Source organism: Methylobacterium sp. ARG-1, from assembly GCF_001262595.1.
GTDB classification, from domain to species: domain Bacteria; phylum Pseudomonadota; class Alphaproteobacteria; order Rhizobiales; family Beijerinckiaceae; genus Methylobacterium; species Methylobacterium brachiatum.
On sequence record NZ_LHCD01000005.1, the window covers coordinates 107,709 to 125,199 of the forward strand.

Genomic DNA, 17,491 nt, shown 5'->3' on the forward strand with positions numbered 1-17,491 from the left:
CAAGCCTGACGTTATGCGCCCTCGGATTGCCGGTCGCGCCTCAGCGCAGGCACTCGGCCACCGCCAGGGCGACGGAGCCCTGCATGGCCGCCGCGCCATCCCGCATCAGGCTGGCGGCATCGCCCACCGCGCGGGCAGCGGGCATCAGCTGTCCGACCACCGACGCCGCGAAGGGCAAGGCGGAGGGCGGAAGCAGCCCGGCCTCGTCCGACTCGGCGGCCTCGGCACGGCCGGCGGCGAGCGGATCGGTCACGCGCAGCGGCGTCTCGGGGCAGCGGCGACCAGGGCAGGGGTGCCGCCCCGCGACCGCGACGTGCGGATTCGGCCGCCCGGCGAGCGCCGGCCGGGCCGCTGACGGGACGGGGTGGGCGGCCGACGGCGCGGCCAGCGGATAGGCCTCGGCGAAGGCGAGGGAAGCCGGACGGCGGACCGGTACGGAGATGGGCGCGGCCTTGGCGAAGGCGGTGGCCGAGGGGGCGGCGGGGGCGCTCAGGGCGGCGCGGGCCTCGGGGTTCGCCGGCTGCGACGAGGGGCAGTAGATCGAGGCGACACCCAGAATCGCCACGACCACCAGCGTCGGCAGGAACGGCATCGACACGCGTCCGGCGACAGCGTCCGTCAGGGCAAGCGGGTCTGGCCTGCGCATCCGTGTCACCGATCCCCAACGTCGTTCCGTGAGCGCCAGGATGTCCCCAGCATTGCGGCGGAAGCTAGACCGTTTGTTTGCGCGGCGGTAACGATGGGGCCGGTTGCAGGGCATACACCTTGCTTGGCCGACGAGGCCCGAGCCGGGCCGCCCCGCGAGAAGACCCGCCCGACCGGGCCACGATGACCGAATCCAACCTCACCGTCGCCGTGATCGACCCGAGCCGCGCCCGCGCGGCGATCCTGGAGGAGGGCCTGCGCGCGGCCGGCATCGGCCGGATCGTGGTGATCCCCGACACGGCGGACCTGCTGGAGCGGATCACCGCCCTCAAGCCGGACGTGGTGGTGATCCACCTGGAAAGCCCGAGCCGCGATATCCTGGAACAGATGTCGGGGGTCTCCCGGCAGGTCGAGAGGCCGGTGGCGATGTTCGTCGACCGGTCGGACACGACCATGATGCAGGCGGCGGTCGATGCCGGGATCTCGGCCTACGTGGTCGACGGGCTGCGGGCCGAGCGGATCAAGTCGATCCTCGACATCGCGATCCTGCGCTTCAACGCCTTCGCACGTCTGCAGCGGGAACTGTCGGAGGCGCGCGGCGAGCTCGCCGACCGCAAGCTGATCGAGCGGGCCAAGGGCATCCTCATGAACCTGAAGGGGCTCACCGAGGATGAGGCCTACAAGCAGCTCCGGCGCAAGGCCATGAATGAGAAGCGCAAGATCGCCGACATCGCCCGGGCCATCGTCACCACGGCGGATCTGCTCGGATGAGGCTCCAGCTCGGCTACGTCCCGCTCTGCGATGCCGCGCCGCTGATCGCGGCCCACGAATTCGGTTTCGCCCGGTCCGAGGGGCTGGAGCTCGACTTGTCCGCCGAACCGTCCTGGGCGACCCTGCGGGACCGCCTTGCCCTCGGGCATCTCGACGGCGCGCACATGCTGGCGCCGCTCGCCCTGGCGAGCCGGCTGGCTCTGTCCGGGCCGCCCTCCGACCTCATCGTGCCGCTGCAGCTCAGCGCCAACGGCAACGCCATCACGGTCTCGCGCGACCTCTGGGCGGCCATGGCACCGGCGAGCGAGGACCTGGCCGACGTCGCCCGGGCCTTCGCCCGGGTCGCGACCGAGCGCCGGGACGCGGGCCGGCCGCTGACGCTCGGGACCGTGCATCCCTTCTCCTGCCACAGCTACCAGCTGCGGCTGTTCGCGGAGGCCGGCGGTCTCGATCCCGCAGCCTTCCGGACCGTCGTGGTTCCGCCCCAGCACAGCGTCGAGGCTTTGGCCCGCGGCTTGGTCGACGGCTACTGCGCCGGCGCGCCTTGGAACGCCGTCGCCGTGGCGGCGGGCCACGGGCGGATCGCGGCGCTCGGCTGCGATCTCGCACCGGACGCCCCCGAGAAGGTTCTGGCCGTGTCGGCCCGCCTCGACGGCGCGACGCTGCCCCTGGTCCGAGCGGTGGCGCGCGCGGGGCACTGGTGCGCCGACCCGGATAACCGCGCCGACCTCGTCCACCGCCTCGCGCACCGGACCTATCTCAACCTGGATGTCGACCTGATCGACCGGGCGTTCCGAAGCGTCGCGGTCCTGGACGCGGCGGGCGCGACGCGGCCGATGCCGCGACCTCTCGACGTCAGCGCGCGGGTTCAGGAGCCGCGCGCCGAGGCCGTCCGCTGGCTCGTGGCGCAGATGCGCGCCTCGCGACAGATCCCGCAGGACAGTCGCCCGGAGGCGGAGGCGGCGGCCGTCTTCAGGCCCGACCTGTACCGCGCCGCCATGGCCCTTTGAGCCGCGAAAGACAATTCGACCATTTCGTCATTTGCGGTCTGTATAGACTTCAGCGGGCCGGGAACGTTGCCGGGTCTCGGCCGTTACATCGCTGCCATGCCCGGATGCCGTAAACTCGATACCGAATCGTCGACATCGCATCCGCGCAGCCGGATCGAGCTTCGACGTTATGTTCGCCGCGGTGCCAAGGCGCCGCGCGCCAGCAACGATAACCGCCGTCCCGGCGGCATCCCCTCGTGGTACTGGGTCCTCGTGGCCGGCGCGATGCCGACTCTCGGCCTGCTGGCGATGCTCTCGACGTTGATCTGATCGCGCTCGAGCGTCGGGCGTGAAGTCATCGCGTCGGCCGAAGTCCCGCTGTGACTCCGTTCGCCGCGAAGCAGCCTAGCGCCACACAATGTCCGACTCAGGCGTCTCACGGGCACGCTGCGATCGCGATGAGGCCGTCACGCGATCCGGCCGCGCGCAGCCGAACGCCGATCCGGCGCCTGTCCCCGCTGACCGTTTAATCGATTGTCCGCCTGCTTTTTGTGCAGCGCATTCTCGACGTCTCTAGCGCCATCGCACCTCGGTGGCGGTGCCGATTGATCGATTCCCCCAACATTTAAGCGCGGCACCCCGAAACTGGCACGCAACCTGCTTGGTTGAACGCGTCCGTCAACGACGACGGGCAGCGCCGTCAGCGAGGCCGCTGATCCGGTTCTCCTGCGGCTTCAAGCCTGCTTCGGGGGATGACCGGCAGCGGCTTTTTCGTGGGCGGTCCGCCGACGATCCTGCAATCGAGGTCCCAGACGCGATCCAGAAATGGCGACATCCCCGTTCGACACCAGCGCACAGGATGCGCGCGCCGAAACCGGTCTGCCGCGCGAGCGGCTCGTCGTGGTCGGCAACGGCATGGCCTCGCTCCGGTTTCTGGAGCGGCTGACCGAAGGGTCGCCCGGCCGCTTCGATGTCACATGCGTCGGCGCAGAGCCCAAGGCCGCCTATAACCGGGTCCTGCTCTCCTCGCTGCTCGGCGGCGAGGTCGACGAGGCGGCCTGCGAATTCCGCGGTCTTGATTGGTACGCGGCCCACGGCATCCGCCTGATCACCGGCGCTCCGGTCACCCAGATCGACCGCGAGAACGGCCTCGTCCTGGTCGGCGAGACCCACGTCCTGCCCTTCGACAAGCTGGTCCTCGCCGTCGGCTCCCTGCCGATCCGCCTGCCGAAGCCCGGCATGGACCTTCCCGGGGTCATCACCTTCCGCGACCTCGCCGACGTGGCGGCGATCCGCCGGGCGGCCGTGCAGCACGCCCGGGCGATCGTGATCGGCGGCGGGTTGCTCGGGCTCGAGGCGGCGGTCGGCCTCGCGCGACTGGGGGTCGACACGACTTTGCTCCACGTCATGGACCGGCTGATGGAGCGCCAGCTCGATCACCATGCCGCCGCCCTGGTGAAGCGCGCCATGGAGGCCCGCGGCGTCCGGGTGATCCTCAAGGCCGACACGTCTCGGGTCGAGGGCGACGGAAAGGTCGAGCGCTTGGTCCTCGCAGACGGGACCGTGCTGCCGGCCGATCTCGTGGTCATGTCGGTGGGCGTGCGCCCCTCCGTGGCCCTGGCGCAGGGGGCGGGGCTTGAGATCGGCCGCGGCATCCAAGTCGACGACCGGATGACCACCTCGGACCCGCGCATCTTCGCGCTCGGCGAATGCGCCGAGCATCGGGGCCAGATCTACGGGCTGGTCGAGCCGGCCTACGAGCAGGCCGACACCCTGGCCCGGCATCTGGCCGGCGGGAGCGCCGCCTATACCGGCACCTCGCTCGCCACCAGCCTCAAGGTCTCCGGCCTGCCGGTTTTTTCCGCCGGCCTCGTGGACAGCCCCGAGGATGCCGAGGCCGTCGTCCTGTCCGATCCCGGGGCCGGCCTCTACCGCAAGCTCCTGGTGCGGGACGGCCGGCTGATCGGGGCCGTGTTCGTCGGCGACATCGCCGAGCAGGGCGCGTGCAAGGGCCTGATCCGCTCCGGCGATCCGGTCGAGAGCGTCGAAGATTTGATGTTCGGGCGCCCAGCGCCCGAGCCGCTGGCGGCTTAGGGAGGCGCAGATGGCCGAGACCACCACACCGACCGCCCTGGACGGCTTCAATGCCGAGCAGAAGCGCTACCTCGAAGGCTTCGCCTCGGGCATCGCGGCGGCGCGCCTGACCGGCGGCCTGGCGATCGGGCAGGGCCCGGCCGCACCGGCGGAGCCGACCGGGCCGGACGCGATCCACATCAAGGCGCAGGACCGGACCGTCAAAGACGGCGGCAAGCTCTGCGAGCAGGAGAAGTGGAAGCGCGCCGAGCACCCGTTCGACAGCCACAACCGGCTGATCGCGGACGCGACCGCCGGCAAGCAGCCCAAGCCCGAGGACAATTTCCGCTGGCGCTACCACGGCCTGTTCTGGGTCGCCCCGAACCAGGTGAGCTACATGGCCCGCCTGCGGATCCCCAACGGCATCCTGCACCATTGGCAGTTCGCGGGCGTCGCCGACCTCGCCGACCGGCACGGCGGCGGCTACGTCCACGTCACCACGCGGGCTAACCTCCAGGTGCGCGAGATCGGGCCCGAGCACGCCCAGCCGTTCCTCGACGGGCTCGTCGATATCGGCCTCACCGCCCGCGGCGCGGGGGCCGACAACATCCGCAACGTCACCGGCTCGTCCACCGCGGGCATCGACGCCCAGGAATTGCTGGATACCCGCCCGCTGGCGAAATCCTGGAACAACTGGATCATCAACGACCGCTCGCTCTACGGCCTGCCGCGCAAGTTCAACGTCGCCTTCGACGGCGGCGGCGTGATGCCGACCCTGGAGGAGACCAACGATATCGGCTTCCAGGCGATCGAGGTGCTGGACGGCGCCGCAGTGGCGCCCGGAATCTACATGCGCCTCGTGCTCGGCGGCATCTCCGGCCACCGGGATCTCGCCCGCGACACCGGGATCGTGCTCAAGCCCGAGGATTGCAACGCGGTGGCGGACGCGATCATCCGGGTGTTCATCGAGAACGGCGACCGGACCAACCGCAACAAGAGCCGGATGAAGTACGTGCTCGACGCCTGGGGCTTCGACAAGTACCTCGCCGCCGTCGAGGACAAGCTCGGCCGCAAGCTCGACCGGGTCGATCCCGCCCATGTCGCGCCGCGCCGGCCCACCGACCGGTTCGCCCATGTCGGCGTGCACGCCCAGAAGCAGCCCGGCCTCAACTGGATCGGTGTCGTCCTGCCGGTGGGCAAGATGACCAGCGACCAGGTCCGGGCGCTCGCCGAGATCGCCCGGGAGTGCGGCGACGGCCAGATCCGCCTCACCGTCTGGCAGAATTTTATTTTTTCCGGTGTTCCGGATGCGAGGGTCGCTGAGGTCGAAAGCCGTGTGGATGCGCTCGGGCTCACCATCAAGGCCGCCGGCATCCGCTCCGGCCTTGTGGCCTGCACCGGCGCCCGGGGCTGCAAGTTCGCCGCCTCCGACACCAAGGGCCACGCCCTGATCATCGCCGACCATGTCGAGCGAGCCGTCACCGAGCTCGACGTGCCGGTGAACGTCCATCTCACCGGCTGCCACCATTCCTGCGCCCAGCATTACATCGGCGATATCGGGCTGATCGGCGCCAAGGTGGTTGTCTCGGAGGAGGGCGATACCGTCGAGGGCTACGACATCGTGGTCGGCGGCGGCTTCGCCGAGAACCCGAAAATCGGCACCGAGATCTGGAAGGCCGTCAGGGCCGAGGACGCGCCCTTCCGCGTCGAGGCGCTGCTGCGCACCTACCTGGCCTGCCGGCAAGGCCCGGATGAGAGCTTCCAGGCCTTCACCGCCCGCACCGGCGCCGAAGCCCTTCGGGACGCCGCCGAGGAACAGCCAGCCCTGAAGGCCGCAGCATGAGCGAGCACGTCGCGCCCCCCCTCGTCCTGATCCCCGAGACCGCGCCCTTCGACGCCGACCAGCGCTCGTGGCTCTCGGGCTACTTTGCGGCCCTGCTCGGCCCCACGGTGACGGGAGCGACCGCGCTCGCACCGGGCGAGGCGCCAGGCGGCGAGTCCAAAAAACTCGCCGACAACGACGACGCGCCCTGGCATGACCCCTCGGTGCCGATCGGCGACCGGATGGCCATGGCCAAGGACCGGCCGGAGCCGCAGAAGCTGATGGCCGCCATGGCCCAGCAGGATTGCGGGCAGTGCGGCTACAATTGCGCCGACTACGCCAACGCGATCTTCCTGAAGAACGAGGAGCGCCTGAATCTTTGCCAGCCCGGCGGCAAGGAGACCCTGCGCATGCTCAAGAAGCTGGAGGAGGAGTTCGGCGCCTCGTCCGGCGCGCCCGCCGCCGCCAAGGCCGACGGCGACACGCCCAAGCAAGCGGCCGATCTCGGCCCCCTGGGCTTCTGCCGGGAGAACCCGGTCGAGGCGCTGTTCCTGTCCCGGCGCCGCCTCAACGATCCGGGCGGCGAGAAGGAGACCTGGCATATCGAGATCGGGCTGGACGGCACGCCGATCACCTACGAGGCCGGCGACTCGCTCGGCCTGTTCCCGGCCAACGCCCCGGCGCTGGTTGACGCCGTGATCGCCGAACTCGGCGCCCGGCCCGAGCGGATGATCGGCGACAAGACTTTGCGCGACCACCTGCTCAAGGATTACGCGCTCGGCGCCGCGCCCGACAACCTTTACCAGCTGCTGTCGCTGCTCACCTCGGGCGCGGCCCGCAAGAAGGCGCAGGCCCTGGCCTCCGGCGAGGACCCGGATGGCGACGCCGCCTATCTCGACGTGCTCGGCGCCCTGCACAAGTTCCCCGGCGCCCGGCCCGACGCGGAGGTCTTCCTGGAGGCGCTCGACGAGCTGCAGCCGCGGCTCTACTCGATCTCGTCCTCGCCGAAGATGGATGCCGGGATCGTGTCCCTGACCGTGGACGCGGTGCGCTACAACCACCGCTCCCGGCTGCGGCTGGGCGTGGCCTCGACCCATCTCGGCGAGCGCCTGCCCGAGCAGACCAAGGTGAAGATCTACCTGCAGAAAGCCCACGGCTTCGGCTTGCCGGCGGATCTCTCCAAGGACGTGATCATGTGCGGCCCCGGCACCGGCATCGCGCCGTTCCGGTCGTTCCTGCGCGAGCGCGCCGCCACCCGGGCGCCAGGCCGCAACTGGCTGTTCTACGGCCACCAGCGCCAAGCCACCGACTTCTTCTACAAGGACGAGCTGACCAAGCTGAAGGACGACAAGATCCTGACCCGCCTGTCGCTCGCCTGGTCCCGGGACGGCAGCGAGAAGACCTACGTCCAGGACCGGATGCGCGAGAACGGCGCCGATCTGTGGAAGTGGCTCGAAGGCGGCGCGCATTTCTACGTCTGCGGCGATGCCAAGCGCATGGCCAAGGACGTCGAGCGGGCGGTCATCGACGTGGCGGCCCAGTTCGGCGGCAAGAGCCCCGAGGATGCGGTCGCCTACCTCGCCGCCCTCAAGAAGACCGGCCGCTACCAGGCCGACGTGTACTAGCCGCGCCTTCTCCGTGCGGGCCGCGGTGGTCACACCGCAGCCCATGCGGAACGCGACGCGCTCCCTCTCCCGCACGGGAGAGGGGACCCGCGCCCATCCGGTAACGGGGACGATCCACACGCTGTCGGGTGACAGGAAGCGCGGCCCACCTCTTGCGGCGGATATCGAACAAAAAACTTTCAAGGACCGAGCCATGACCCTGTCCGTGGCAGACCTGACGGTGCGGACGACCTGCCCCTATTGCGGGGTCGGGTGCGGCGTGCTCGCCACCCCCGACGGGGCCGGCGGCGTGGCCATCGCGGGCGATACCGAGCACCCGGCCAATTTCGGCCGGCTGTGCTCGAAGGGCTCGGCCCTCGGCGAAACCGTGTCGCTGGAGAACCGGCTGCTCCACCCGCATGTCGACGGGGCCCGGGTCTCCTGGGACGCCGCGCTCGGCACGGTTTCGGACAAACTCCGCACGGTTGCCGAAACGCACGGACCGGACGCGATCGCCTTCTACCTCTCGGGGCAGCTCCTCACCGAGGATTATTACGTCGCCAACAAGCTGGCGAAGGGCTTCATCGGCACGCCGCATGTCGACACCAATTCGCGGCTGTGCATGTCGAGCGCGGTGGCGGCGCACCGGCGCGCCTTCGGCTCCGACACGGTGCCGGGCTGCTACGAAGACCTGGACGAGGCCGACCTGATCGTCATGGTCGGGTCGAACACCGCCTGGTGCCACCCGATCCTGTTCCGCCGGATGGCCGACGCGAAGGCCCGGCGCGGCACCAAATTCGTGGTGATCGACCCGCGCCGGACCCAGACCGGCCAGGAGGCCGACCTGTTCCTCGGAATCCGGCCCGGCAGCGACGTGGCGCTGTTCTCCGGGTTGCTGGTGCATCTGGCCGATAACGGCTTCCGCGACCGGGCCTTCGTCGAGTCCCACACCGCCGGGCTCGACGCGGCCCTCGACCGCGCCCGCAGCATCGCGCCGAATCTCACCGCGGTCGCGGCGGCCACCGGCGTGCCGGAATCCGACATCGCCGTCTTCTATGACCTGTTTGCCGGCACCCGCCGGGTGGTCACCGCCTTCTCGATGGGGGTGAACCAGTCGGCCCAGGGCACCGACAAGGGCAACAGCATCATCAACTGCCACCTGATCACCGGCCGCATCGGCGAGACCGGGATGGGGCCGTTCTCGCTCACCGGCCAGCCCAACGCCATGGGCGGGCGCGAGGTCGGGGGCCTGGCCAACATGCTGGCCGCGCACATGCATTTCGCCCCCGAGGAGGTGGACCGGGTGCGCCGGTTCTGGGGTGCCCCCCGGATCATCACCGGCGAAGGCATGAAGGCGGTGGCGCTGTTCGAGGCGGTCAGCCGCGGCAAGATCAAGGCCCTGTGGGTGATGGGCACCAACCCGCTGGTCTCGATGCCGCGGGCCGACCTGATCCGCCAAGCCCTCGAGGGGCTCGACCTCTACGTCGTCTCCGAGGTGATGGCCGATTCCGACACGGTGCGGGGCCTCGGCAAGACCACGGTGCTGCTGCCGGCGCTGGCCTGGGGCGAGAAGGACGGCACGGTCACCAATTCCGAGCGGCGGATCTCCCGGCAACGCCGGTTCCTGGCCGCCCCCGGCGAGGCGCGCGCCGACTGGGCGGTGCTGTCCGAGGTGGGCCGCCGGCTCGGCCACGACAAGGCCTTCGCGTTCCCCTCGGCCGCCGCGGTGTTCCGCGAGCATGCCGGCCTCTCGGCCTACGAGAACAACGGCACCCGCGACTTCGATCTCGGCGCGCTGACCGACATCAGCGACGCCGCCTACGACATCAACCTGCCGGTGCAATGGCCGATCCCAAAGCGCTCCGGCCCCCGGGGCGCGCCGCAGGGCAAGGCAAGGCTGTTCGGTGACGGGCAGTTCTACACCTTCGACCGGCGCGCCCGCTTCGTCGCCGTGCAGCCGCCGGGCCTGGCGCAGGCGGTCTCGGAGGATTTCCCCTTCGTGCTCAACACCGGCCGGGTGCGCGACCACTGGCACACGATGACCCGCACCGGGAAGAGCCAGCGCCTCTCGGCCCACCGGGCGGTGCCGTTCGTCGAGGTGCATCCCGACGATGCATCCGGCCTCGGCCTGACGGAGGGCGGCATCGCGTGTCTGCGCACCGAGCACGGCGAGGCCGAGCTCGAGGTGATGATCACCGACAGCGTGGTGCCGGGCAGCCTGTTCATGCCGATGCATTGGGGCAGCGCCTACGCGTCGAAGGCCCGGGTTGGCGCCCTGGTGCGCGGCGTGCCGGATCCGGTCTCGGGCCAGCCCGAGCTGAAGGCGACCCCGGCCGCGCTGGAGCCCGTCGTGTATCGCGCCCGCGGCTACCTGTTGTCGCGCCGGCAGGTGGCGCTGCCGGACGGCTGGTGGTGGGCGCGGGCGGCGATCATCGGCGGCTGGGGCGTGCAATTCGCCACCGCGGCGAGTTCCAGCGCCGTCGCGCTGATGGTCCGCGGGTTGATCCAGAGCGAGGCGCTGGCCGGCTTCGAACTCGCCGAATATGCCGACCACGCCCGTGACCGCTACCGCTGCGCCGTCTACGACGGCGCGCGGCTGGTCGCCTGCCTCGCCTACGCCCCCGCGGAGGCCCGCCCCGATTGGGAGGCGGCCAAGACCCTGTTCGCCATCGCGGAGCCCGAGGCGGCAGAGCGCCGGGCCCTGCTCTCGGGCCGCGCCGCAACCGCCTCGGCAGGCCCGGTGGTCTGCGCCTGCCACGGCATCGGCGCCGACGTGATCGCAGCCACGATTGCGGCGGGGGCCGGCTCGGTCGAGGCGGTGGGCGCCGCCTGCAAGGCGGGCACGAATTGCGGCTCCTGCATCCCGGAGATCCGCAAGATGCTCCCCGGCCAGACCGCCCGCGCCGCGTGATTTTCTGATATGATGCCACCTTGAGGACGGACCGGTCGATCCCATCCACACCCTCATCCTGAGATGCGGCGAAGCCGTCTCGAAGGAGCCCTCCAGCCAGCGCCGCGCCCCCTGGAGATCTCCTTCGAGGCCCTGCGATCGTCGATCGCCGGGCACCTCAGGATGAGAGGGGTATGGATGGGACGGCCGACAGGGACGACCCAGGACAGATTCGTGACCGAGACACAGGCCCCCCTGCGCGCAGCCCGCGCCCCCCGCGAGACCCAATCCGCCGGCCTCGAGCCTCTGGCGGTGCTGCCGGTATTCGTACCCCTGCGCGGCAAGCGGGTCGTGCTCGCCGGCTCCTCGGGCGGGGCGCCCTGGAAGGTGAAGGTCCTGGCCGCGGCCGGCGCCCATGTCGACGTCTACGCGCCCGAGCCCAGCGACGAGCTGCGCGCGGTGCCGGGCGAGATCGTCGACGGCAGCGTCGCGTTGCACGCGCGCGCCTGGACGCCGGACGACCTCTGGGGCGCGGCCTTCTGCATCGGCGCCATGGAGGACGAGGCCGACTGCGTCGCCTTCGTGGTCGCGGCCCGGGGCGCCGGCGCCATCGTCAACGCGGTCGACCGGCCGCATCTCTGCGACGTAAAGTTCGGCGCCATCGTCAACCGCTCCCCGCTGGTGGTCGGCATCTCCACGGAGGGCGCGGCCCCGGTCTTCGGCCAGACCGTGCGCGCGCGGATCGAGGCGATGCTGCCCCGCGGGTTCGCCCGCTGGGTCGGGGCCGCCCGCGACTGGCGCGACGGCGTCACCGCGCGGTTCCACGGCTTTGCCGAGCGGCGCAGCTTCTGGGAACGCTTCACCGACCGCGCCTTCGCCGAGCCCGACCGGGCGCCGACGCAGCAGGACTTGGCCGAGCTGCTCGGTGACACAGAGGCGGCCCCGAAGGGCGGCGCGGTGACGCTGGTTGGAGCGGGCCCCGGCGACGCGGAGCTCCTGACCCTCAAGGCCCTGCGGGCGCTGCGCAACGCCGACGTGATCCTGTACGACGACCTCGTCGCCCCCGAGATCCTGGACTATGCCCGGCGCGAGGCGCGGACCATGCTGGTCGGCAAGACCGGTCACGGTCCGTCCTGCCGGCAGGACGACATCAACGCCCTGATGGTTCAGCTCGCCCGCACCGGCAAGCAGGTGGTGCGGCTGAAATCCGGCGACCCGCTGGTCTTCGGCCGGGCCGGCGAGGAGATCGAGGCCTGCCGGGCCGCCGGCATCCCGGTGACCGTGGTGCCGGGCATCTCGGCCGCACAGGGGGCGGCAGCGGCGCTGGGCCTGTCGCTGACCCATCGCGACGCCGCCCGCCGCCTGCAATTCGTCACCGGTCACGACCGCCGCGGCGCCCTGCCGGACGATTTGAACTGGGGCGCGCTGGCCGATCCGAGCGTGACCACGGTGGTCTACATGCCCAAGCGCACCCTGCGCGCGCTGCTCGCCCGGGCGGTGGACGAGGGCCTGGCGCCGACGACTCCGGCCCTGCTGGTGTTCAACGTCAGCCGCCCGAACCAGGCCTCGCTGCGCGGCACCGCTGCCGACCTCGCCGATCGGGTCGAAGCCGCCGGCCTCGACGGCCCGGCGCTTCTGATGGTCGGCGAGGCGTTCTCGGAGATGCGAGCCGCGGTGCCGGTCGAGGCGGGACCGGCGCGGTTGGCGATCTGAGCGCTTCTTCGATCTCACGCTCTCGCCTGCCTCATGCTGGTCCGGATCTCGTCAGGCGTTCCGGTCCGTCATTGCGAGCGCAGCGAAGCAACCCAGGGAAGCACCACCTCCGGGGATCGCGCGCAGCACTGGATTGCTCCGCTGCGCTCGCAATGACGGGAAAGGCCGCGACGATCTGCGCCAGCGCCCGTGCCTGGGAAACCGCCAGGCCGGCCCCAGAAAAGGCCTGCGAGGCGAAAGACGTCCGCGGGTTCCGGGAGGCGCTTCATGACGACAGGTTCTTGGCTCGGTGTCGCGGCCATGCTCATCATGGCCGGGCCTGCCCTGGCCGCGGAGCACGACGCGCCCGGGATGGTGGTCAAGCCCGATGCGGCGTCGGTGGTCTACGGGCCGGGGCCGGCGAACCTGCCGAAGGGCACGCAGATCAGCCAGGTCGCCGGGGATCCGGCCAAGCCCGGGCCGTTCGTGCTGCGGCTGAAATTTCCGGCCAACACGGTGATCGCCCCGCACACGCATTCCAAGCCGGAGACGCTGACGATCCTGTCCGGCTCGATCCACCACGCGCACGGGCGGACCCTGGACAAGGCGCAGGGCGCGGCGTTGAAGGCCGGCGGCTTCGTCTACCTGCCGGAGGACATGCCCCATTCCCTCTGGACCACCGACGAGCCGGTCGAGCTGCAGGTCAACGGCTCAGGCCCGTTCGGGCTGAACTACATCAACCCGGCCGACGACCCGAGCCGGCCGAGCGGCGGAAAGGGATGAGCCCTTGCGGCTCGATCAGGTCTCGCCGGCCACGAAGGCCCGCATCAGGTAATTGGCGATCGCCATGGGCGGCGGGGCCTGGATCTCCTCGGGATGGGTCCCCTCCAGCATGGCGGCGACGGAAGCGCGGTCGAACCAGCGGGCATCCTCCAGCTCGCTCGGGTCGGTCACGATCTCGCCGTCCAGCGCCTCGGCCGCGCAGCCCAGCATCAGCGAGGACGGGAACGGCCAAGGCTGCGAGGTCCGGTAGGTGACCGCGCCGACCCGGATCCGGGTCTCCTCGAAGACCTCCCGGCGCACGGCGTCCTCGATGGTCTCGCCGGGCTCCAGGAAGCCGGCAAGGCAGGAATACATGTTGGGCCGGAAATGCGGGCCGCGGCCGAGCAGGCAGGTCTCGCCCCGGCGCACCAGCATGATCACCACGGGATCGACCCGGGGGAAATGATGGGCGTTGCAGGCCGGGCATTCCCGCCGGAAGCCGCCGGCCTTCGCGACGGTGGCGGTGCCGCAATTGGCACAGAAGCCGTGCCGGGCGTGCCAGTCGAGCATCGACTTGGCCACCGCCAGCAGGCCCAGCTCCTCGGCCTCCACGGCGGATTCGGTGGCGATGCTGCGCAGGTCGAGGGTGCGGGTCTCGCCGGCAGAAAACCGCTCCGCGGCTTCGGCCGGCGCGGAGGCCGCGAAGACCGGCCGACCGTCCCGGTGCCCCAGGAAGATCCGCGTCCCGGAAAGCTCGGATGCGTCGGCGGGGGTGATCAGCGCGGTCGGCCCGCGCAGCACGATTCGGTCGCCGCAGATCAGGACGAGGCGGGCATCCGGCGCATCGAAGGCGGGCACCGCCTCCTCGGGCTGCTCGGCCGAGTGCCGGTCGAGGCGGTTGCGGACGAAGCCGAGAGTGTCGCGGGGATCTGTCATTCGGGTTCAGGCCGCGGAGAAGAGGGCGCCGGCGCGCTCGATCAGCTGGGCGCGGGCATGGAACGGGTAGGGTTTGCGGGTCTCGAAGCCCCAGACCGGCCCCGGCCAGGCCGGGTCGGAGCGGAAGCGGCCGACCACGTGGACGTGGAGCTGCGCCACGACGTTGCCGAGCGCGCCCACATTGACCTTGTCGGGCTTCGACAGGGCCTGCATCACACCGGTGGCGATGCGGGTCTCGCGCCACAGATCCGCGGCATCGGCCTCGGACAAGTCGGTGATCTCGGAGACGTCCGGCCGGCGCGGCACCAGGATCAGCCAGGGGAACCGGGCATCGTCCATCAGCAGCACGCGGCAGAGGGCGAGGTCGCCCACCTCGACGGTGTCGGCGGCCAGGCGCGGATCGAGGGCGAAGGCGGACTCGGTCATGGACAGACGATGTAGCGCAGCTTGCGCCGCTGCGCGCCTCCCTCGGCCGCGGATCGATGACGCAAGGCCGGTGCGTCTTCGGTTCCGTCAGAACGAGGGCACGGCGCCCTGACGGCCCGCCGCGATCGTGCCGACCGAGAGGGCGCCGTCCGGCCCGGATTGGGCGAACAGCGTGACGGCGGCCCCCGGTTCGAGCAGCGCCTTCTCGCCCGGCGCGATCGCGGTGACCGGGGTTCCGGCCGGGATCTCGAAGCTCGACTGGCCACCGCCATAGCCCAGCGTCAGCCGGAGCGGGCGGCCGCCCTTCAGGTCGGCAACCCAGCCCGCCGTCAACGTCGCGCCCGGATCGGTATCCCAGGGCTGGGCGCCGGCCTCGAAGCCGCGCTCGGAGGGCGAGTACAGGGTCACCGCCTTGGCGCGGCGCGGCTCGGGCCCGGACGCGGCCAGCACGCTGACGTAACTTTCGGGCTTGATGTTGCGCAGGGCCGCCTCGGTCACCGCGAAGACGCGGGTCCGCGGATTCATCCGTAGGGTCAGGGTGCTGCCGCCGGGGCGGCGGATCTGGATGCGGTCGGCCTCCGCCCATTCCACGATGCCGCGGAACCGGGCGGTGGTCGGCTGCGCCCGAACCGCGGTCGCGGCAACGACCATCAGCAGGGCGGCGAGGAGGAAGCGGGTTACGGATGTCGTCACGGGGATCCTGGTCCGGCTGCGGGGGCCGAACGCCAGGGGCGGGCGACGGTTCCCGTCAAGCTCAGTGCGCGAGCAGAACCGGCATGTCGGCATGGGCCAGGACGTGGCTGGTGACGCCGCCGAAAATCATCTGCCGCAGGCGGCTCTGGGTATAGGCGCCCTTGATCAGAAGATCGCAGCCGAACGCCTTGGCCTCGGCAAGGAACGTCTCGCCCGGCGCCCGGCGGCCGGCCGGGAGGGCCCGGTGCGACGCCGCCACGCCTTCGCATGCCAGCGCCTGGGCGAGGTCCTGGGCGCTCGGCCCCGGCACCATGCCGCCCTCGACGCTGAGGACCAGCACCCGCTCGGCCCGGCGCAGGAACGGCATCGCGAAGGCCACCGCCCGGGCGGTCTCAGTGGAGCCGTTCCAGGCGATCAGGATCGCGTCGCCGAGCGTGGCGGGGGCGGTCGGCGGCGCCAGCAGGATCGGGCGGCCGCCCTCGAACAGGGCGGTCTCGAAGGTGGTCATGCGCGGGGCATTGTCGGTCGTCCCGGGCCGGCCGACCACGGTGGCCGAGAACAGCCGGGCATACTGGCCGAGGAACGCGTCGCCGGTGGGCACGTCCTGCCGCCAACGGTAGCGCGGCCCGGCATCCGCGACCTTCTCGGGGATGCACAGCCCGTCGCGGGCGTGCCGCGGGATACCGGCCCCGTCCATGAAGGCGACGAAGCGCCCGCCCGCCTCCTCGGCCTCGGCCCGGTCGGCCTCCTCGTCGCGCAGCCAGGTCATGCCGCCGACCATGTCGACCGGCACGTACTCGGCGAGGGCCGGGCGCAGGGACACGCCCTCGATCAGGCTGCCGAAGCGGGTCGCAGCGAGCCGCGTCGTCTCGAACACGGAGGTCAGGCCGTCGTGCATCGCGACGGGAACGAGCAGGGTCTTCATCGCGGCTTCCTCCTCCGGTGCGTGAGGCTAATCCGCCCGGGGCCCGGGGGGAACCGGGGTCGGGGCAGCGCGCACACGGTTTTGCGCGCCCCGCGGATCCAGGACGGCTCTCGCCCATCGGGTCAGCGGCCACTCGACGAAGCGATGCACCAGCAGAGCGGCCACGACGCTGGCGGCGACCATCACGGCGAGGCCGCCCCACGGGTGCAGGGCCGGGGCGAGGCCGAGCCGCACGAGCCCTTCGCGCCCGAGCCGCAGGGCGAAGGGATGCACAAGGTAGAGGGCGTAGGAGGCGTTGCCGAGGACCACGAGTCCGCGCACCGGTACCGACAACGCCGCAACCTGCGCGGCAGCACGCTCCGGGCCCAGGGCCGCGGCCACCAGCAGACAGGCCGGCACACCGACGAGGAGCGGGCGCAGGACGCCGTCGCCCGCGCCGTCGCCGACGAGCAGGCGGGCGGCCAGGGCCAGCCCCACGAGCCCTGCGAAGGCGAGGCCGAGACGGAGCGTCCCCCTCGGCTGCAATCCCTCCCGGTAGGCGAGGGCGAGCCCTGCCCCCAGCAGAAACTCCAGCACGATCGGGTTCGCCCAGAACCGGATCGGCACCGGCAGCCCGGGTACCAGCATGCCGAGGGTCACCAAGGTCACCAGGGCGAGGGCGAGCCAGGCCACGGCGCCGCGCCGGCCGAAGCCGAGCCCGATCGCGAAGAGACCGTAGAAGAACGCCTCGTAGTTGAGGGTCCAGCCGAGCCCGTAGAGGGGCTGGATGGTGCCGTCTGGCCGGGCCGCCGGCCAGAACAGGAACCCGGCCAGGATGGTGCCGGGCGCCCTCAGCAGCGCCGCCGCATCCCCGAGAAGATCGGGTCGAACCACGGCGATGGCCAGGAACACGAGGCTCACCAGCCAGTAGAGCGGCACCACCCGGGCGGCCCGGTGGGCCAGGAAACGGGCGCGTCCGCCCGGCGCGCCGAACAGCCGTCCGCTCGCATGCACGATGACGAAGCCCGAGATCACGAAGAACAGGTCGACCCCGCCCCACCACGGCAGCACCGTACCGGGATCGAGGGCCGGCCCCGCGCCGCGGGCGGCCATCAGCCCGGCCTCGTGGCGCGCATGGTGCCAGACCACCATCAGGGCGGCCGCGGCGCGCAGGATCTGGACTTCGAACAGGATCACGGCGCTGCCGGCATCAGTAGAATCTCCTCAATCCCGCGGGCTAAGCAAAAAATCAGCAGGAACCATAAGTCCATAGCCCCGTTGACG

Annotated in this window: 15 protein-coding genes; 9 read left to right on the forward strand and 6 right to left on the reverse strand. The window is 71.3% G+C overall.

Features of this window, described 5'->3' with window-relative positions; all coding sequences use genetic code 11:
- Positions 1-40: 40 nt before the first annotated feature.
- Positions 41-592: a hypothetical protein gene (locus tag AKJ13_RS07840; RefSeq protein ID WP_082316891.1), complete on the reverse strand. Its 552-nt coding sequence runs from the start codon at positions 590-592 to the stop codon at positions 41-43.
- Between the two features lie 236 nt (positions 593-828).
- On the opposite strand from AKJ13_RS07840, the gene AKJ13_RS07845 reads away from it, so the two are divergent.
- The 9 genes from AKJ13_RS07845 (at position 829) to AKJ13_RS07885 (ending at position 13,269) form a co-directional block, all read left to right on the forward strand.
- Positions 829-1,416, forward strand: a complete 588-nt coding sequence (locus AKJ13_RS07845; RefSeq protein WP_007562443.1) for an ANTAR domain-containing protein — start codon at positions 829-831, stop codon at positions 1,414-1,416.
- Positions 1,413-2,426, forward strand: a complete 1,014-nt coding sequence (locus AKJ13_RS07850) for a CmpA/NrtA family ABC transporter substrate-binding protein (RefSeq protein ID WP_050732858.1) — start codon at positions 1,413-1,415, stop codon at positions 2,424-2,426. Before AKJ13_RS07845 ends, AKJ13_RS07850 begins: the two co-directional genes overlap by 4 nt.
- Positions 2,427-2,492: 66 nt before the next feature.
- The gene (locus tag AKJ13_RS07855) at positions 2,493-2,735 is read left to right on the forward strand and encodes a hypothetical protein (protein WP_128754983.1); all 243 of its coding nucleotides are present in this window, start codon (positions 2,493-2,495) and stop codon (positions 2,733-2,735) included.
- A gap of 495 nt (positions 2,736-3,230) precedes the next feature.
- Positions 3,231-4,499, forward strand: coding sequence for an FAD-dependent oxidoreductase (locus AKJ13_RS07860; protein WP_050732859.1), 1,269 nt, complete (start codon positions 3,231-3,233; stop codon positions 4,497-4,499).
- Between the two features lie 10 nt (positions 4,500-4,509).
- A complete protein-coding gene (locus tag AKJ13_RS07865; RefSeq protein ID WP_050732860.1) occupies positions 4,510-6,321 on the forward strand; it encodes a NirA family protein in 1,812 nt (603 codons plus the stop codon).
- On the forward strand, positions 6,318-7,925 hold the full coding sequence (locus AKJ13_RS07870) for a sulfite reductase subunit alpha (protein ID WP_050732861.1): 1,608 nt from the start codon (positions 6,318-6,320) through the stop codon (positions 7,923-7,925). Before AKJ13_RS07865 ends, AKJ13_RS07870 begins: the two co-directional genes overlap by 4 nt.
- A 193-nt stretch (positions 7,926-8,118) precedes the next feature.
- A complete protein-coding gene (locus AKJ13_RS07875; protein ID WP_050732862.1) occupies positions 8,119-10,815 on the forward strand; it encodes a nitrate reductase in 2,697 nt (898 codons plus the stop codon).
- A 177-nt stretch (positions 10,816-10,992) separates the two neighbouring features.
- Entirely contained in the window at positions 10,993-12,507 is a 1,515-nt protein-coding gene (cysG, locus tag AKJ13_RS07880; protein ID WP_244471543.1) for a siroheme synthase CysG, read from the forward strand.
- 267 nt (positions 12,508-12,774) lie between these two features.
- Complete coding sequence (locus tag AKJ13_RS07885; RefSeq protein ID WP_007562459.1) at positions 12,775-13,269, forward strand: cupin domain-containing protein; 495 nt, start codon at positions 12,775-12,777, stop codon at positions 13,267-13,269.
- A gap of 15 nt (positions 13,270-13,284) precedes the next feature.
- Here AKJ13_RS07885 and nudC read toward each other — a convergent pair whose 3' ends face one another.
- From nudC to AKJ13_RS07910, 5 genes are all read right to left on the reverse strand, one after another.
- Positions 13,285-14,184: an NAD(+) diphosphatase gene (gene nudC, locus AKJ13_RS07890; protein WP_050732863.1), complete on the reverse strand. Its 900-nt coding sequence runs from the start codon at positions 14,182-14,184 to the stop codon at positions 13,285-13,287.
- 6 nt (positions 14,185-14,190) lie between these two features.
- On the reverse strand, positions 14,191-14,610 hold the full coding sequence (locus tag AKJ13_RS07895; RefSeq protein WP_050732864.1) for an HIT family protein: 420 nt from the start codon (positions 14,608-14,610) through the stop codon (positions 14,191-14,193).
- Between the two features lie 87 nt (positions 14,611-14,697).
- Positions 14,698-15,303: a hypothetical protein gene (locus tag AKJ13_RS07900; protein ID WP_050732865.1), complete on the reverse strand. Its 606-nt coding sequence runs from the start codon at positions 15,301-15,303 to the stop codon at positions 14,698-14,700.
- 61 nt (positions 15,304-15,364) lie between these two features.
- On the reverse strand, positions 15,365-16,228 hold the full coding sequence (locus tag AKJ13_RS07905; protein WP_050732866.1) for a universal stress protein: 864 nt from the start codon (positions 16,226-16,228) through the stop codon (positions 15,365-15,367).
- A 27-nt stretch (positions 16,229-16,255) separates the two neighbouring features.
- The gene (locus AKJ13_RS07910) at positions 16,256-17,404 is read right to left on the reverse strand and encodes an acyltransferase (RefSeq protein ID WP_082316886.1); all 1,149 of its coding nucleotides are present in this window, start codon (positions 17,402-17,404) and stop codon (positions 16,256-16,258) included.
- Positions 17,405-17,491: the final 87 nt, after the last annotated feature.

Excerpts from the sequence above, each read along its gene's own strand:
- AKJ13_RS07840 (WP_082316891.1), bottom strand. The coding sequence starts at position 592 with ATGCCGTTCCTGCCGACGCTGGTGGTCGTGGCGATTCTGGGTGTCGCC.
- AKJ13_RS07845 (WP_007562443.1), top strand. The coding sequence starts at position 829 with ATGACCGAATCCAACCTCACCGTCGCCGTGATCGACCCGAGCCGCGCC.
- AKJ13_RS07850 (WP_050732858.1), top strand. The coding sequence starts at position 1,413 with ATGAGGCTCCAGCTCGGCTACGTCCCGCTCTGCGATGCCGCGCCGCTG.
- AKJ13_RS07860 (WP_050732859.1), top strand. The coding sequence starts at position 3,231 with ATGGCGACATCCCCGTTCGACACCAGCGCACAGGATGCGCGCGCCGAA.
- AKJ13_RS07865 (WP_050732860.1), top strand. The coding sequence starts at position 4,510 with ATGGCCGAGACCACCACACCGACCGCCCTGGACGGCTTCAATGCCGAG.
- AKJ13_RS07870 (WP_050732861.1), top strand. The coding sequence starts at position 6,318 with ATGAGCGAGCACGTCGCGCCCCCCCTCGTCCTGATCCCCGAGACCGCG.
- AKJ13_RS07875 (WP_050732862.1), top strand. The coding sequence starts at position 8,119 with ATGACCCTGTCCGTGGCAGACCTGACGGTGCGGACGACCTGCCCCTAT.
- cysG (WP_244471543.1), top strand. The coding sequence starts at position 10,993 with ATGGGACGGCCGACAGGGACGACCCAGGACAGATTCGTGACCGAGACA.
- AKJ13_RS07885 (WP_007562459.1), top strand. The coding sequence starts at position 12,775 with ATGACGACAGGTTCTTGGCTCGGTGTCGCGGCCATGCTCATCATGGCC.
- nudC (WP_050732863.1), bottom strand. The coding sequence starts at position 14,184 with ATGACAGATCCCCGCGACACTCTCGGCTTCGTCCGCAACCGCCTCGAC.
- AKJ13_RS07895 (WP_050732864.1), bottom strand. The coding sequence starts at position 14,610 with ATGACCGAGTCCGCCTTCGCCCTCGATCCGCGCCTGGCCGCCGACACC.
- AKJ13_RS07905 (WP_050732866.1), bottom strand. The coding sequence starts at position 16,228 with ATGAAGACCCTGCTCGTTCCCGTCGCGATGCACGACGGCCTGACCTCC.